Source organism: Okeania hirsuta (genome assembly GCF_003838195.1).
Taxonomy (GTDB): Bacteria; Cyanobacteriota; Cyanobacteriia; order Cyanobacteriales; family Microcoleaceae; genus Okeania; species Okeania hirsuta.
The window spans coordinates 39,929-56,583 of the sequence record NZ_RCBY01000012.1; the positions used below are offsets into that span (position 1 = coordinate 39,929).

At 33.8% G+C, this 16,655-nt stretch carries 14 protein-coding genes and 3 pseudogenes; 7 read left to right on the forward strand and 10 right to left on the reverse strand.

The features are described from left to right. The first annotated feature begins 213 nt into the window (after positions 1-213). Positions 214-570, forward strand: a complete 357-nt coding sequence (locus D5R40_RS03740) for a hypothetical protein (RefSeq protein WP_124144199.1) — start codon at positions 214-216, stop codon at positions 568-570. 359 nt (positions 571-929) lie between these two features. Here the strand turns inward: D5R40_RS03740 and D5R40_RS03745 are convergent, their stop codons facing one another. Both D5R40_RS03745 and D5R40_RS03750 read right to left on the reverse strand, forming a co-directional pair. After that, on the reverse strand, positions 930-1,838 hold the full coding sequence (locus D5R40_RS03745) for an AEC family transporter (RefSeq protein WP_124144198.1): 909 nt from the start codon (positions 1,836-1,838) through the stop codon (positions 930-932). Between the two features lie 35 nt (positions 1,839-1,873). Beyond that, a pseudogene (locus D5R40_RS03750) lies at positions 1,874-3,184 on the reverse strand (dipeptidase). A gap of 841 nt (positions 3,185-4,025) precedes the next feature. Here D5R40_RS03750 and D5R40_RS03755 point away from each other — a divergent pair. Further along, positions 4,026-5,081 carry an AI-2E family transporter gene (locus D5R40_RS03755; protein ID WP_124144196.1) on the forward strand — a complete coding sequence of 352 codons (1,056 nt, stop codon included), beginning with the start codon at positions 4,026-4,028 and terminating at the stop codon, positions 5,079-5,081. Positions 5,082-5,326: 245 nt separating this feature from the next. On the opposite strand, the gene D5R40_RS03760 is transcribed toward D5R40_RS03755, so the two are convergent. From D5R40_RS03760 to D5R40_RS03770, 3 genes are all read right to left on the reverse strand, one after another. Further along, complete coding sequence (locus tag D5R40_RS03760; RefSeq protein WP_240038867.1) at positions 5,327-5,581, reverse strand: hypothetical protein; 255 nt, start codon at positions 5,579-5,581, stop codon at positions 5,327-5,329. Between the two features lie 115 nt (positions 5,582-5,696). After that, on the reverse strand, positions 5,697-6,311 hold the full coding sequence (locus D5R40_RS03765) for a GUN4 domain-containing protein (protein WP_124144195.1): 615 nt from the start codon (positions 6,309-6,311) through the stop codon (positions 5,697-5,699). Between the two features lie 129 nt (positions 6,312-6,440). Continuing rightward, the gene (locus D5R40_RS03770; RefSeq protein ID WP_124144194.1) at positions 6,441-7,373 is read right to left on the reverse strand and encodes an SGNH/GDSL hydrolase family protein; all 933 of its coding nucleotides are present in this window, start codon (positions 7,371-7,373) and stop codon (positions 6,441-6,443) included. A 1,162-nt stretch (positions 7,374-8,535) separates the two neighbouring features. On the opposite strand from D5R40_RS03770, the gene btpA reads away from it, so the two are divergent. After that, positions 8,536-9,405 (forward strand): photosystem I biogenesis protein BtpA, encoded by an 870-nt coding sequence (gene btpA, locus D5R40_RS03775; RefSeq protein WP_124144229.1) that lies wholly within the window; start codon positions 8,536-8,538, stop codon positions 9,403-9,405. 488 nt (positions 9,406-9,893) lie between these two features. Continuing rightward, a complete protein-coding gene (locus tag D5R40_RS39075; protein WP_375339365.1) occupies positions 9,894-10,034 on the forward strand; it encodes a hypothetical protein in 141 nt (46 codons plus the stop codon). Positions 10,035-10,219: 185 nt separating this feature from the next. On the opposite strand, the gene D5R40_RS34535 is transcribed toward D5R40_RS39075, so the two are convergent. Then, positions 10,220-10,411, reverse strand: a complete 192-nt coding sequence (locus D5R40_RS34535; RefSeq protein WP_124154250.1) for a hypothetical protein — start codon at positions 10,409-10,411, stop codon at positions 10,220-10,222. A gap of 50 nt (positions 10,412-10,461) precedes the next feature. Here D5R40_RS34535 and D5R40_RS03790 point away from each other — a divergent pair. Then, positions 10,462-11,061 (forward strand): annotated as a pseudogene (locus tag D5R40_RS03790) (diguanylate cyclase domain-containing protein). Positions 11,062-11,994: 933 nt separating this feature from the next. Here D5R40_RS03790 and psbU read toward each other — a convergent pair. Further along, positions 11,995-12,423 (reverse strand): photosystem II complex extrinsic protein PsbU, encoded by a 429-nt coding sequence (gene psbU / locus D5R40_RS03795; RefSeq protein WP_124144193.1) that lies wholly within the window; start codon positions 12,421-12,423, stop codon positions 11,995-11,997. Positions 12,424-12,945: 522 nt separating this feature from the next. Next, a complete protein-coding gene (locus D5R40_RS40725; protein WP_275670319.1) occupies positions 12,946-13,080 on the reverse strand; it encodes a hypothetical protein in 135 nt (44 codons plus the stop codon). A 410-nt stretch (positions 13,081-13,490) separates the two neighbouring features. Between D5R40_RS40725 and D5R40_RS03800 the strand changes: the two are divergent. Then, a pseudogene (locus D5R40_RS03800) lies at positions 13,491-14,419 on the forward strand (IS630 family transposase). A gap of 9 nt (positions 14,420-14,428) precedes the next feature. Next, positions 14,429-14,551 carry a hypothetical protein gene (locus D5R40_RS40730; protein WP_282433602.1) on the forward strand — a complete coding sequence of 41 codons (123 nt, stop codon included), beginning with the start codon at positions 14,429-14,431 and terminating at the stop codon, positions 14,549-14,551. A gap of 98 nt (positions 14,552-14,649) precedes the next feature. On the opposite strand, the gene D5R40_RS03805 is transcribed toward D5R40_RS40730, so the two are convergent. Further along, positions 14,650-15,663 (reverse strand): adenylate/guanylate cyclase domain-containing protein, encoded by a 1,014-nt coding sequence (locus tag D5R40_RS03805; RefSeq protein ID WP_124144192.1) that lies wholly within the window; start codon positions 15,661-15,663, stop codon positions 14,650-14,652. A 152-nt stretch (positions 15,664-15,815) separates the two neighbouring features. Continuing rightward, positions 15,816-16,544: a DUF3120 domain-containing protein gene (locus tag D5R40_RS03810; RefSeq protein ID WP_339379404.1), complete on the reverse strand. Its 729-nt coding sequence runs from the start codon at positions 16,542-16,544 to the stop codon at positions 15,816-15,818. Positions 16,545-16,655 lie beyond the last annotated feature (111 nt).

Below are 16,655 nucleotides of genomic sequence, written 5' to 3' on the forward strand. Positions count from 1 at the left end.
GGTTCTCTAACTCATTACGATATACCTGTACGGATTACAATTGAATCTTTAAACCAAGCTAAAACTAATTTTAAGGAACAACAAAATATTATAGAAACTTTAGCTAAAGCTCTAAAAGAAGAATGTAATCGTGCAGAAAAAGAAGTAGAAAAAGAACAAGCAAAACTTGAAACAGTCAAAGATAAAATAATTCAAGAGCAGTCTGCAAAAATTATGGAACAAGGTAAAATTTTGCTTGAGGTTTTAACAAATAATCCTAGTTTGTTAGAGTTCTCAAAAGAACAAAGTAATCTAAAAGTAAGGCAGTATTATGCAGACACTCAGACTAAAATGAAAGATGCTTCTCTTAAATCATTCTCTTCATTAAATGATAATCTTAATGAATTGGAAAAGAATCAGTTGTCGCAAGATATTCAAAAATATATACAAGCAAATCAGAATGAAATACCATTGAAATTCAAGTCTATTCTTAACGGACTGAAAACTTTTGGTATGATAAAAAATGCTGAAAATTTAGGTTATAAAATCAAAGAATGGACTGCCAATAAAAATACAAATGAATGGCTTTAATACCATTTTTTAGGTCATAAATAATCTTTTTTGTCAAAGGAAAATATCCTGTAAAGTCTTTTTATCTCTCTTACTATTCGTAACATTATTTTTGAAAATTGGTATTACCTAAACTAATGTTTATCGGTGCTGAAACATTGCTCGGAAGGAGAAACTTTTAAGGGAGTTTAATACCATAAACTCTCTTTTTGAACGTTAGGAGTTGTAGAAAGTATCAATAACATAAATTTGTTAATATATAAACCATTTCAATAATATCAACGATATAAAATCACAACTTGAAAATAGCTAATCACCTAACAGTTAGGTAATATAATTTTGATCTTTTGACAAGATTGTAGTTAATAATTAACATAACATCAAGATGTTGCACCAATAGCCCACAATACTAGAGGCAAAGTTAAAAAAGATAAGAGGGTTGATACTACCACAACCTTAGAAGTTCTTGTCGCATCCCCACCAAATTCATTAACTATTAAAAAAGAAGTTAAGGCACTTGGCATCGCACTTTGTAAGACTAATACTTGTAAATCAAGCATTTCTAAATTCAGAATTTTACCAACTAAATAAGCAACAAATGCTCCTCCTAACAAACGGATTAAACTAGCACTTAAGTCATAAGTACCTGGTTGAAAACGATTCTTAGATATTTGTATTCCCATCAATAATAAAGCAACTGGAATTGCAGCTTCTCTCAAAAGATGTAAACCATCATCAAGTTTTAGAGGTAATTCAATATTAAATGAGTTAAGAATTACACCTAAAATCATTCCCCAAATTATGGGTAATTTAAAAGTAAAAATAATACCAGACCGAAACCCTCCCCCTTTGAGGATAGCAGGCATTGTACTCATCACAATTATATTCCATGATATTAAATAAATTACTGCTCTTTCTAACCCCGCTTCTCCTAATGCAAATAAAGTTACAGGTAACCCCATATTTCCAGAATTAGGTAAAGCTGTAGTCGCCAATAAACTTTTTTGTAGAGACTCCGAAAAACCTAATCTTCTTCCTATTCCCCAAGATATTAAACAGAGTAAAAGATAGGTTAATCCAAAGGCTATAAATATTCCTGTTGCTGACTCAATACTAAGAGTAGTCCGATACATTATATCGGTTAATAATGCCGGAAATAAAACATACAAAGCCAGTTTGGAAAGTGTCGGTTCATCAATGGAAAAATTTTTGCCAAATATAAAACCAATTAAAACTATACACCCTACTGGAAAAACAGCAGATACAACCGAAAAGAAAAGCTCAATCATAGTTGGAAAAATTCTGAGTCAATCATTTTACAAAGTTATTTTCCTGATATTTCTTGGTTCTGAATTTCTCTCGCTACTTTTTGCGCTTCACTAAAAACTCGCATTAAATTTCCACCCCAAATTTTTTGAATATCCTCTTCAGTATATCCCCGTGCTACTAATTCTTTTGTAATATTTGGCATTTCTGAAACATCATTCATTCCTCTAACTCCACCACCGCCATCTAAATCTGAACCAATGCCAACATGATTAATACCCATAACTTTTACCATATAATCTATATGGTCTACTACATCAGTAACAGTGGGTTGATTTTTGGGATATTTATCATTAATTAGATCATATTTTTCTCTAAATTTTTCTATTTCTACTTGACTCAGTTTTCCTTGCCAATAAGCAGTTATTTCTTTGGCAATTGTTTTCATTGCTTTTTCTCTTTCTGCTGTCTGGGGTAGTTTTTTTATATAGGTATCAAAAATACAAACTTGTACAACCCCACCATTCTCTTTAACAGCTTTTAGCATTTCATCACTCATATTGCGAGGATGATTTTCTAGTTGTCTAGCACTAGAATGAGATGCGATGACTGGTGCTTTTGTTAACTTAATTACATCCCAAAATGTATCATCATGGACGTGATAAATATCGACCATGATACCCAAACTATTCATTTCTTTGACAACTTTTTCTCCCAGGTCACTTAACCCATTCCATTCTTGTTTTTTATCGGTAGAAGAATCCGCTAGTTCATTGTTTTTGGAATGAGTTATTGTTATATATCTAATACCTTGGTCGTAGAAAAATTTCACATTACTAATATCTTTACCAATTGGATAGCCATTTTCAATACCCATAAATATTGCTATTTTCCCCATTTTATCCAGGCGTTCAGCATCCTCTGGATTTAAGGCAATTTCAACTTTATCTGAATTTTATTCTGCCATCTTTTTTGTTATTTCAATCATTTTAATGGCTTTTGCTTTTGCCTGTTCATGCCCTTGGCGATCGCGTTCCTTTTGAGGAGTAAATATTGACATAAAGACAGCATCTAATCCACCTTCTTGCATCCTAACAATATCCCATTGACCACTTCCTAGTTTTCCTGGTAGATGTCTAATATTAGGTTGAAAATCAGGATCTAAAAATTGACGATAAGGCCAATCAATATGACTGTCAATTGTTAAAACTTTTTCGTGTATTTCTTCAGGAGTTAATGCTTTTTGTTGCTGCTCTTGAGTTACTTCAGGAGATGGTGGTAATTTTTTATTCGAGATAGTACATCCATTTACTGTGAAAGAAAGTAAAATTATTGACAATGATAAGACTTGATTTTTTGATAAATTCATCTAGATTACACCTCAAAATTAGTATGACAAAAGGGTGGGATTCAATAATTAATAATTAATAATTACCTCTTCTTTTAAGGAGAGGATTAACCAAAATTATTTTTTTCTTTTTCCTCCTTAAAAGGAAAGGCTTTAGACCTTATAGAATGGTATGGCAAGACTTTTGAGAATTGATGTCAGGGTGGGAAGTTAAGAAAATTATCAAAATATTTACTATTTAGAGATAAGTTTGAAAGTATCGATCAACTATTCTGAATCTAACCACTCTATTCTTACACAGGGCTGTTAATTATAAATATTCTGTTAATATAGCCATAAGATTTTAGGTAAGCATTCAGCTATTAGCCATCAGCTATGAGCGCTAATACCCTGTGTTTAAGGACGAGGTTTAGATAAATATAGACTTTGGAGCTGACTTTTGTAACAATATTTTTCGTTTCTCAATTAAATATTGCTTTTATCGCTCACTAAAAGCAATATTTAATTGAGAAAGAATAAAAAGTTACCGAAATATTGTAGTTTAAAGCCTCCCCTTGATCGGGGATAATAAATAAAAATTTTCCTGTTCGTCAATCCTCTTCTTTTCAAGGAGAGGTAATTCTAAATTCGCGCATTCTTAATTCTTAATTCTTGAATGCCAAAGTCTCAGGAGCAAATCTGAGAAGTAATTATTTATTACTAATTGCTGATAGCTGACTGCTGATAGCTGAATGCTTACAGTTGAGAGACTTATTTGGAAGACAAAAGGGGAAAGCAAACAACGGAGAAAATTTAATGGTTTATTCCTCAACTTGAAATTGTTACAGTAGTCGTAACTCCAACAACTCCAAAACAAAAAAATATGAATTTTGGTCAATGGTTAGGCTTTTTTAGTTTACTTATTTCCTTATATATCCTTTGGGAAATTAGACAACTTGTACTATTAGTATTTGCTGCAATAGTTTTAGCAACTGCCTTGAATAGATTAGTACAGAAATTTTATAGATGGGGAATTAAAAGAAACTTAGCTGTAATTGCTACTTTAAGTTTAGCCACATTAATTATGCTTCTATTTTTGTTGCTAGTTGTACCGCCTTTTATTACCCAGTTTGAAAAATTAGTTGCCTTGATACCTGATGTATTTACAGAAGTTCGCTCTCAACTTGTACAGTTATATCGACAAAGACCCGATTTATTTCCAGCACCACCCACTGCTACTGATATGCTAGTACAAACACAAACATTCGGTACTCAGTTATTTAGCAACTTTTTTAAGATTTTTTCTAATACTTTTATAGTATTCTTGCAGGTACTTTTCGTATTTGTATTAACAATAATGTTTTTAGTTAATACTCAAGCTTATCGAAGAGTAGGATTACTTTTATTTCCTTCTTTTTATCGGCGACGTGCAGATGAAATTCTATCAAAGTGCGAGGTAGCTTTAGGCAATTGGTTTGGTGGAATAGTAATTAACTCTCTTTTTGTGGCGACCTGCAGTGGTATTGGTTTATTAATATTACAAATTGATTTAGTTCTGACTCATGCTTTACTGGCAGGTTTACTCAATTTTATTCCTAATATTGGTCCGACTATGAGTGTAGTTTTTCCCATAATGATTGCTCTTTTAGATGCTCCTTGGAAAATAGCTGCGGTAGGAATTTTATATATTATTATTCAGAATCTTGAAAGTTACTGGTTAAGTCCAACTGTTATGGCAAAACAAGTCTCTCTTTTACCTGCTGTTACTCTAGCATCTCAAATTTTCTTCACTACATTTTTTGGAATTTTAGGTCTAATTTTAGCTTTACCTTTAACAGTAGTAGCTAAAACTTGGATAGAGGAAACATTATTTAAAGATATTTTAGACCCTTGGCAAAATTCTTTATCCACTGAGACAATTTCCAAAGTTGAGAATTAATATTTTTCTACTACATTTATTGCTCTTAAATAATTCAAGATATTGACTTTTTTAATCTTGCTCATCCTCAGCATTTAGCTATTAGCAGTTAGCTCTGATATTTTTAATGAATCAAGCAAGCATTCGCTTAAGCTCTACTACATTTTTAACCAGAGAATTGAAGCACAAGAACGACGAGTTTTAGTTGTTCACTAAAGGTAATAAAGCTGATAGCTGTTTGCGCAGCATTCCGGAGGAAATGCTTACTATTCATCTTCTGGTTTCAGAGATCTTACAGTTTCTTGAATTGACCCTATAACAAATCCCATAATTGCACCTATTGTTGCATAAGCACGAGGTGCTTTTGCACTGCTATAACCTTTATCTATTCTTGTAAAATTACAACATTGATAACGACTTTTACTCATCTCTGCAGCAGCTAATCCAATTACTGAGCCAATTACAGCCATCATCAAGCCAGAAAATATTACTAGCTTTAAATTAATTGTTTTTTCTTCCATTACTAACTAACCCCCATAATTGAAATTAAAATAAAATTAATTTGTATATATAATTTTTTTCTAGCATAATTTTGACTATTTTTCAACTATTAACAGTAAAAAAATTCATAAAAATTCAATTAATTTTACAGGAATTAAGGCGAGCTAAAAAGTATACTGCTAGTTTAGCCCCATAAGGAGAATCCCACCAAGCAACAGGAAAACAACCTTTAGGTGCTTCTAGACTAAAATTAAGGTTTTCATAAGGTATCCATTTATTGTTTAACTGCAATCCCAGTCGTTCACAAGTCTTATTCAAAAGTTTCATATCTATATTAGAAATATCATAAGTTCCTCCCATACTTTCATAAATTTTCTTTTGTATACTAAAGCCAAAATGACCTTTACTATAATTCGTCCAGAGCTGATCTATTAAATTTATTACGCTACATGGAAATTTGATAACATCATCAGGAGTCAGTTTTTCTTTGTCAGTTTGACCAGATATTTCTAACATGACTTTTGCAGTTTCTTGGTCTGCTTCTTTCCATTTTCCTGCGGATAGTAAATCTCTCAATTTGCCATAGCGGTAAATATCAGAAATTAACATTAGTGCTTGGTCTAATTTTTCTTCTAGTCGAGCCACTCTTTCTGATAATTCTAACTCTCTTGAATTTTGTTGTGATGAGAAAGATTCATCAGAGGAAATAGTAGATTTATTTATCTCTTTATATTCTATTTCGTTAGACATAATTACTCCAAAAATTTTGCTCTAAACTATTTTTTTAGTATGTAGTAGTTCCTGGTTAGGGAAAAGTGGTAATAGTTTCTGACTTTATGATTTACAGTGTTGAGTTTCTGACAAATTCTGTACAGATTTTTATAGTTGATTCTGCTCTAGAATTGATTTACTAATTACTTCACTAATAACTAGATTACCTTCAGGACTTAAATGAATATGGTCTCGATATAAACTATCTGGTTCTGAGACAGATTTAAAGATAGGTCGTAAATCTAGATATAAAATATTCTCTGCCTGAGTAAATTTTTCTAAACGTTTACGAGTTTTAATTTCATAATCACGGGGTCCAGGTTCACCTACTTCCCGTAGTAAAGGAGTCATTGCTAGAATGAATTTAGCATTGTTTAAATTAGCCAATTCATAAATTTTTTTAATTGCTACTAAATTAAAACCAACCCGGTCGCCTTCTTCTTTAATTTCAGGAACTTTTGGAGCCTTAAAAAAATAACGATTTATCAATTCTGCAATAGCTGAAGGAGGTTTTTTATCTGGATAATTCCGGTCTACTCCTACCACTGATGAACTAGGTGCTTTGGCAAATAAATCATCGGTATTAATTAGTAATATTACTATTTGAGAATTAAACAAACCGAACTTTTCTAAATAAGCCAATTCATTTCTCGGACCCCAAGAATTAGCTGAAGCATTAAGAACTTCAACAATTTTATCTTTACCTAATTTTTCACTTAAAGAATTCTCTATAATTGCGGAAACTGTGTTATTTTGGTCAGTCCACCAATTACCATTAGCTACAGAATCTCCTACGAGAAATATTCTCAATGTATTATTTTCTTTTGACTCTTCTATTGGTTTTGACCGCATAGAATACTGATTGATTTTGATGCGATTTCCAAAGCGACTAACATTTTGATTTGGTGTTAAGAGATAACCAATTTGATTATCTGCAATATAAGTTAGAGGATTACCAAAACCCACTATAACTCGGAGTCCTATTTCCAAGATCCCCAATAACCCAAGTATAAGTGCTGAAATTATAAGTAGAATTTTCACTAATCTAAATTAAATTAATTAATCAATTTGATTTTCAATGATTTAGTCTGTAGTCTTGAGGCTAATAAATATTTTTTTTAAAGAGCTAATTTATCAAGTGAGTTTAAACCTATTTCTAGTAAGGTTTGTAGAAAATTATGCCTCCAAAGGCATATTATAGTGCAAAATCCTTACACTGTAAAGCATTTATCATCTTAATATTTACCAGATAAATCAGAGCTGATAAATTACATACATTATTATTTACTAATTATAAATATTTTAACTCAATAAATAATGAATAAAATCAAGTAAAAATTGCTTAAATTTCTGCTAATAAAATCTCCTATAAGTTCCAAAATCCACAAAAATTACAACTAAAATTAAATTTATTATGGATATAGCAATCACCGAATCAGATGTGAGAATTTAGATATTCCTTAAAAGGATACAATATAGCATTTATCTTATTCTTATGTATTCATTTTTTTCTTCTTCTCTGCTCCCATAACCGGTGTTTCCTGTTCCCTAAAAGTATTCAATATCTCACCACTTAAATCATATTGCTATATCTATCTTTCCCATATTGAATAAATTATAGCTCACAATGCCTCATCAAAATAACCCTCAAATCTAAGCATTTAATTTATTAAAACTCTCATAGCTAAATCACAGATTATAGCGGGAGTCATCTTAGCAATTTTTGACTGTTGATAGTATTTAATCAGATTTCAAGTATAAACATCATCAATACTAAAAAATCATACATAAAAATCAAATTTTTATGGTACTTATGCAAAAAAACTATATTGCCAGATTATTCATAATGTTAACAACTGAAAAATTCGTAAGTTCTCTTTAAGTTAGTAAGTGGACATAAATAAACGCTAAAACAAAGAATCTGAAAATGAAGCGAGAAGGCACATTTTTATCTTATTTTCACCCTAACCCCCAGCCCCTAAAACCTATCCTCTAAGTTCTGTAAAATTAGCCTACCAAACCACCCTACAAATACTCATACATACCTTCCAGAGATACCATTGCAGATAAAGCTTTAAAATGATGATGACCAAAAATTGACAATATAGTAGCAGAGTCTAGATAATAGATATATTCTAGGCCATAATTTCTCATGTAAATTCTGTTATGTTATTGCCAAATAACCGTGGTTTCAGGTAAACCCGTGGACTTAAAGCAAATATTTAAAACCAGACATCCAATCATTGGGGTAGTACATTTACAGCCTCTGCCAACCTCACCCCGTTGGGGAGGCGACCTCCAAGCTATTATTAGTAGAGCAGAAAGAGAAGCCACAGCCCTTGCATCAGGTGGTGTAGATGGCATTATCGTAGAAAACTTTTTTGATGCTCCTTTTGTCAAAGACCAAGTTGACCCGGCCGTAGTTAGTGCCATGACATTATTAGTACAAAAGATTATGAACTTGGTTTCCCTACCAATTGGAATCAACGTTTTGCGTAATGATGGCCAAAGTGCGATGGCGATCGCTTCCTGTGTGCAGGCCCAATTTATTCGTGTTAATGTCCTAACTGGAGTTATGTCTACGGATCAAGGGTTAATTGAAGGAAAAGCACATCAACTTTTACGCTATCGTCGAGAATTGGGTAGTGATGTCAAAATCTTTGCAGATGTTCTAGTCAAACACGCCCAACCATTGGGTGAACCCAATTTAACTACAGTTGTCCAAGAAACAATTGAACGTGGTCTAGCTGATGGAATAATTCTCTCCGGTTGGACTACTGGAAGTCCCCCTACCTTGGAAGATTTAAAATTAGCTAGTGCAGCAGCATCAGATACACCTATATTTATCGGCAGTGGCGCTAACTGGAACAATATTTCTACCTTGATGCCAGCTGTAGATGGTGTTATTGTATCTAGCTCGCTGAAGCGACATGGCCAAATAGACCAACCGATAGATCCTATTCGCGTGAGTCAGTTTGTGGAAGCTACTCAGCGAAGTTTATCGAATCAGAGACAAGATAATGAAAATTGGCAAAAAGAAACTAAAAATTGGCCTTCTCCTCTAAAAAATTAGGAATCAAAAATATAAATGTAAATTATGGTTCACCGAAACTCTAACCTATGGATTAAAGCAGTGGTCAAGTGAAGTTATGGTGGCGATCGCCACCATAAGTGTACTAAAGAGTCTATGACACTATAATTAAATTATCAGTCATCTCTTACAAATTATCAGTTAAAAGTTAATATTTTTAACTTTGTGCCTTTGTGTGGGTGACAAGAGAAGGAGCGAAAACATTAGCCACATCATATACTTGATGATTTATTAAATATGTACCACAATAGTTGGCCTTAATGATCATGATTCAGAAGTCTTAATTAGTCTCTATACTGAAATATTTGGTGTGCTCAACCTATGGAGTTTTTTGACCTATATTTATATTGATATTTAATGATGATAAAGATTTACCTTTTGCCGTGAATCTAGACACTAATAAAATGTTCCGACTTAATGTAGTTAAGATGTGATTTCTACAGTCAGTTATTAATGCAATTCCTGACCCTATATTTGTCAAGGATAAATATCATCGTCGCATTGTTTTGAATGAAGCTTATGGTAAATTTCTCGGTTATTCTGTAGACGATATACTCATCAAAACAGATTACGAATTATTTGCTCAAAATGAAGCTAATATATTTTGGTAACAAGATGAGTTAGTATTTCAAACTAATCAACAGCAAGAAAATGAAGAATATTGTACAGATTACCGTGGAATTACTCACATAGTTGCTACGAAAAGAACTCTTCATCAAGATGCCACAGGAAATCTATTTTTAGTAGGAGTAATTAGGGCTTGCTGATTAAATCTAAAAGCATTGACATATAAAGACTAAAGAATTTTTGGAGTCGAATTGCAGTGCAAATTTTTCACCTCTTTATGCTCATGCATGGAGCGTATTTTAGGCGCATAGTTGGGCAGAAAAATCATTCTTACAAAACGCCCGCTCCTACCTCCTATAAATTCCAATTTCTCCTGTCTCCTGTCTCCTGTCTCCTGTCTCCTGTCTCCTACCCCTACCACTCATACTTTTTCAGCAAACCCTAATTAGAGATATTACCGAATGAAAAAAAATGGAGGAAAACCTGAAGGAAACAGCAACAAGACTAAAGATTGATAATGATAAACTAAAGCTTTTAGGAGATTCTTTACATCATCAAGCTAATCACGATCCCCTCAGAGGATTACCTAATCGTAAGCAATTTTATGAGGGTTTAAGTCAAGCTATTGAGTGGGCAAATGTGAATGAACAAATGGTTGGTCTACTATTTCTAGACCTCAACGGATTTAAAGCTGTTAATGATACCCTGGGTCATCATATAGGAGACTTATTATTAAAATTAGTAGCACAAAGATTGCCAGGGTGCTGAAGAGGAAGTGATACAGTTTCCCGACTTGGAGGTGATGAGTTTACTGTGATTTTACCAGGTATTCCAGGACAAATAGGAGCTTCCAGAGTGGCTGACAAAATTCGCAACACAATTAATCAAACTTTTAAATTAGAAGACCATATTGTACCAGTGGGAACCAGTATTGGTATTAATTACTATAGCTCTAATCAGACTTACACAGATGTTGATACCTATTTTTTAAAATCATCTATTCTTGCAAAATATACACCAGACAATAATGGTACATCTGGAGACAGTAAAAAAGGTGGAGGGGCGTTCTAAGAGCTGATTTGTAAACTTAGCTAAAATCTTTATGTAATCTAACTTTCAGGGATTTCGGCATCTTGGGCTATAACTCCCAAAACCCTTGTCTTCCAAGGAATTCAGCCTCTTAATATTTACTTGATAAATCAGCTCTAATATTACCTCTTTTTCATTTAAATACTAAATAGCTATCTATAGGGTTAATCTACTATGTTTATTTCTGGTCGTGATTAAAACTTTAGGGTTAATTAAGTTTAATAATTCATGTCGTAATTTTTTCAATTTATCTCTAAAACGCATCGATAATATCAGTTAGTCTGAAAACAATAAATTTAAGAACTAATCGCTGAGGTTAATAAGTATATCAGGCATTTTATCAAAACTAATATTAGTTTACCGAAAAATTAATAATTTCAGCTTTGAAGTCTATCCTTTTAAATTTTAAGGAGAAAAGTCATTGATATTTCTTTTTAAGAAGAGATAACTGTTAATTGTTAATTATTAATTGTTGAATGTGAAAACTAAACTCTAGAAACTTGAAGCAATTGACATACTCCTGATGTTACCCATAGCTCAACTCCTTGGGGATCTTCAATTCGCATTTGGAATCGCTGTTTGTATAGCAGATGATCAGCGAACCCTGTGTTTTTATTATAAGCATGATTATCTATCCTATCTACTTCAGTAATGATTTTGCTGTATAATTGTAGGACATTATGTATCACCTTCAACTTAATAAGAAGCTTAAATTAGATATAAATTCACCTAATTTAAACTTCTTTGATTTCCCAACACCGACACAAGTAGAATAAATACGGTTTTAACCCGTAGAGTTTCTAATACTTAACTTCAACAATCAATTGGTAATTCCCAAGATTTTATTAAGTACTCAAGTATTAAATAGCAGCATTGAAAATTGACTAATATCTGAAAGTTTAATTTATGCCAATCTTAGTCGTATGAACCAGTATTCAATCTATAGTCACCTTCAATATATACATCAGCAGGTGGAGTCACTGTAAAATTTTCAAGGTTAGCTTGTAAAAGCTTTTTCTGTCTTTCAGTTAGATCGGGAATTTCTAGTACATCCTCTACTTTTTTGTAAGGAGCATTATCTACTATCTTCGCAGCTATAGTTGGGAACATTCCCCGGTATTTCCGAAAGCTTCGTAAAGGACTATTGTTAAGATCGAGCTTCTCTCCAATCTCTCCTAATTTTCTGTCTGCCTTGTTAACTCTTCCAGATTCTACTGCTAGAATTGACGTTGAAGGCCATACAGTTAAACTTAAGTTACCTGCATAAGCTTGATGGTATGGCATTAATCCTACACAACCTAGACATAACCCTAATATTGCTAGCAGTAAGCCTATTTGTTTCATTATTCTATTTCTCCTCATCTTTATTGATATACACAGTTTTTTAAGTACCTAACGGTAAAAATTAAACTGTAGAAATTTAAACAGTTTACTTAATTGTTAGTGGGTTAATCAAGTAACGACTGCATGATACAGTTTACTATTCTCCAGACTCAGAAAGTCTATGAAAATAATTTTTCTACTTGTCGGTTTCCACTGCTTAAACGTCTCGCAAATTATCTCTTCCTTCCTCTAATCCTATAGAAACTTTGGGAGATATGTTTTTGTCCAACAAGACAAATTTAGTCATAGACTATTAAGCCATATTCACTATACCTTATCAGGTTCTACAGCTTAAACTAACCTTTTTTTTGACACTCCCGCCGTTAAATCAAAGATTATAACGGGGTATTCTTGTTTTGCTGACGCAACGCTACGCATTTAATGTCGCGGAGCGAAACACAGATTCTCGGAGTAGGTAACAAATCAAACAAGTTGAGTGGTACTCCCGCTACTACCATCTCCACAAACTTTCTTGCTCCGTCTTTACGCATCAGAAACCGTTGACTCGCAAGCGGTGCGCTTTTCTTTGACAGTGCGCCCTACAGTTATTAACCCTCTATTTTCAATTACTTTTGCAGCAGCTAAATCACCATTGTTATAGAAGGTTGAGTGTACCATACAGCTACTTTTGCTTTTTCTCTCAGTTATCTTATCATGCTGTATTGAAGTTAATTCCAAGCCTTTTGATGTTAACGATCAGCTAATATGTCCCATCGTCAGAAGTCTCATGGGATATTAAACTATAGCAATGTGCGCTGGCATATTTACAAATCACAGGAGGTGTCCAATAGCTAAAAGTCTTATATTATCAGCTTTTTATTCCCCCTTCCGGAGCTGTTGCTTTCCGGAGCTGTTGCCTGCGCACAGCGCTATACAAAGTTTTTTCTTGAGTTTATACACTTGGCACATCTACAATCTAAGCTTTTGCTTGACAGATCGTAACTAAGTAAGTTGGTATAAATAAACCAAACTATGTAAAGATAAGTAAATATGAATAATATATCTATAATGAGTGAGGAAATTTACACATGGGGGCTCGTTTAAGGGTATTTCTCACTCCTGAGCAAGACCAAAGTCTGCTGAAGTTGAGAACAGCGGATGTACCACAGAAAGTCAAAGACCGGGCAGAAGTGATTAGATTAAATGCACATGGGTGGTATGTAGAAAAAATAGCAGCTCATTTTCATTGGGCTAAACAAACAGTCACAGAGGTTTGACACAAATGGCAAAAATTAGGCGTAAAAGGGCTTTGGGACTCCCAAGGTCGGGGTTGAAAACGGAGGTGGACTGAAGGTGATATGGAATTTTTGGAACAATGCCTCACCCAGGAGCCACGCACATACAACAGTCATCAGTTAGCAGAGAAATTAGAAAGCGATCGCGCAATTAAATTGAGTCCTGATAGATTAAGTCGGATACTCAAAAAAAGGGGGTCATTTGGAAGCGGGCCAGAAAAAGTCATAAATACAAACAAGATCCAAGAGTCAAACAAATAAAGCAAGCGGACTTAGATATGCTGCAATTGGCTGCGGCCACAGGAGAAATAGACCTCAAGTACTTAGACGAGTCTGGGTTTTGTATGTGGAGTGAACCAAGTTATACCTACTACTTTAAAGGGGAACAAAAACGCCTAGAGCAAACAAAACGTCGTGGTCGTAGACTAAGCATTATTGGCTTTCTTCAACCTTTAATCAGTTTTGTTTACGGTTTAGTCATAGGGGGTGTTGACCGCAACTCTGACATCAAAATCATGGAACATGAAGCTGAAGAAACTTCAAAAACTGGGCGTATTAGGATAATTATTCAGGATAACGGACCAATACATCGATGTCGAGAGGTACAGGAATTATGGTCAAAATGGGAAAGCCTGGGCTTGTATATATTCTTTTTACCTAAGTATTGCTCAGAAATAAACCCAATTGAGCTGGAATGGAAGCATCTCAAAAAAGATGAATGATCAGCTCAAATGTTTGATGACGAGTTAGATCTTGCTTATGCAGTAATTGACGGTATTCAAGCTAGGGCAGAAAAAGAAAAGGGAAACTACAATACAGAACGTTTTAAATTTTACTCAAATCAAACTGCTTAAAATTTCTTTACATACTTTGGTTTTTTTTTCACCGACTTACTTATACGGATTGAAAAACCATGTAGTTACGATCTGTAAAAAGTTATAGTTGATTTGATCTAAAACAAATTTTGATTTTTTGCAGAGAACAATTTTTTGCCCAAAAAAGTATTGAGATTATTAAAAGTACCACCATAAGTAATAGTTGAACTATCATAGCCTTTCAGATTTACTTGATACTGCTTAAATATTTGATGCACATTTTCTAAATCGCAAATATACTGATAAGTACCTTCTCCCAAAGCAATATCCATACCAATTTCTTTAGTAGATGATTCTAGGCGAAATGCTGCATTTACAGTATCTCCCAAAGCAGTATAATCCGAGCGTTCACTACTACCAGCATTACTCACCATTGCATAACCTGTATTTATTCCTGCTCCTACTCTTAAAGGAAACGGTAAAGGGTAGATTTTACTTAGTTCTCTTGTTACTTCATATAAATCTTTGAGAGCTTGAAAAATACGAATCATTTCTGCACTACTAACTCCCTCAGCTCCATGAAACCAAACTGCCATAATCGCATCACCAATATATTTATCCACCCAACTTCCATTCTTCCTGATAATATCCCCTGCCTGCCGAAACCAACTACCAATAACTTCAGACAATACTCTCTCGTCCAGTTTTCTAGTCAGTACTGTAAAATCTCGGATATCCATTACCATCACTGATATTAGGCGACGAACATGCAAGGTAGCTGTAAAATCTTGAGAATCACCATCTATACCCGACTGTTTGTCCATTACTATGTCTGGACAATTAAATTGTAGTTCTGTTTGACCAAATACTAAGCGATCAGAATCCTTTAAAATTACAGGAATACTCACACGACGACTATTTACAAAAGAACCATTACGACTGCCTAAGTCAATCAGATAAAAATCTCCTTTGTCCATCTGTTGTATCATGGCATGGTTGCGGGATATCCATCTATCAGTCAGGACAAAAGTGTTATCTCTACCTCTACCAATAGTCCAACAATTATTTCCTACTAGAGGTAGGTAGCGATCGCCTGCTTCGGTACGAAGGATCATATGAGGAGGTTGCAAAGTCACGACAGTGGCACTCATGGTAACACAAGCTCTAAACTTGTGTGAATTCTCTTTTGGTCAGCATTAATATATCACTAATCAACTGATTGTCCCTAAAATAGCATAGGTTTCTAGAGGATTATTACCAATTTCTTCTTCTACTGCACCCCCTCTGACTATATTACTTAGTATTAGGCTAAACAAGCAGCTAATAGAAATAGACTGTCCACTAAAATTGTACTTAATACTGCTGCTCCAAAGGTCCAAAAGTATAACTTGCTTGATTGCAAAGGTACAAGACCAAAAAGCAATAGAATTCCCACCAAAACAAATATCCAAATTATTCCCCAGGAAGTACGTACTTGAGTTAAAGCATCTTGGAATACTTCTAAGGCCATATCTGGTTCAACTATCATTAATCGTCGCCAATAAGGAATAAGACCAGTTATGTAGAAGTATCCATCTGTAACTGCTGTACCTAGTAGAGAACCAAGGTAAAAACAGTTACCTATCATTTCTCTTTTGTGCGCCAAACACCATAAAGCAAAAGGTACACATATCGCCTCAACTGGTAAATGGAGGAGTGGTTCCTGTCGTAGCCAACCCCAGTATATTGATCCTGTGAACCAACTCCAAGTAAATCCCAATAATAGATCGCCCCATATATGGGTATCTCTATCTTTAAGTAGTTTTAAACTTAGCCATAACCAAAAGCCTGTCATAGCCAAACTTAACCAAGGTAGTTGACGTACCATTGGAGCTTGAAAAAAGACTGGCACTGACACTAGAAATATGGCAGTACAAAACACAGCCCATTTTTGGCTGATTCTAATTTTTTCAGCAACGCCGAAAAATAAATTTGTCCCAAATTTTTCTGGGTAAAGCATTGTGACTTTAGCAAACAAAGTATTATTCAACAAGATATTTTTAATATTTTTTACTTAAGTTTATCTAATTTAACATATCACATTTATTATCCCCTCCAGGGGCATCTTTGATAATAACAGGTATTTTATCCCCTCCTAGGGGAT

What these genes read in the sequence shown, in the direction of transcription:
- D5R40_RS03740 (WP_124144199.1), top strand. Translation starts at nt 214, where the DNA reads ATGGAACAAGGTAAAATTTTGCTTGAGGTTTTAACAAATAATCCTAGT.
- D5R40_RS03745 (WP_124144198.1), bottom strand. Translation starts at nt 1,838, where the DNA reads ATGATTGAGCTTTTCTTTTCGGTTGTATCTGCTGTTTTTCCAGTAGGG.
- D5R40_RS03755 (WP_124144196.1), top strand. Translation starts at nt 4,026, where the DNA reads ATGAATTTTGGTCAATGGTTAGGCTTTTTTAGTTTACTTATTTCCTTA.
- D5R40_RS03760 (WP_240038867.1), bottom strand. Translation starts at nt 5,581, where the DNA reads ATGGAAGAAAAAACAATTAATTTAAAGCTAGTAATATTTTCTGGCTTG.
- D5R40_RS03765 (WP_124144195.1), bottom strand. Translation starts at nt 6,311, where the DNA reads ATGTCTAACGAAATAGAATATAAAGAGATAAATAAATCTACTATTTCC.
- psbU (WP_124144193.1), bottom strand. Translation starts at nt 12,423, where the DNA reads ATGAAACAAATAGGCTTACTGCTAGCAATATTAGGGTTATGTCTAGGT.
- D5R40_RS40725 (WP_275670319.1), bottom strand. Translation starts at nt 13,080, where the DNA reads ATGGTACACTCAACCTTCTATAACAATGGTGATTTAGCTGCTGCAAAA.
- D5R40_RS40730 (WP_282433602.1), top strand. Translation starts at nt 14,429, where the DNA reads ATGTTTGATGACGAGTTAGATCTTGCTTATGCAGTAATTGACGGTATT.
- D5R40_RS03805 (WP_124144192.1), bottom strand. Translation starts at nt 15,663, where the DNA reads ATGAGTGCCACTGTCGTGACTTTGCAACCTCCTCATATGATCCTTCGT.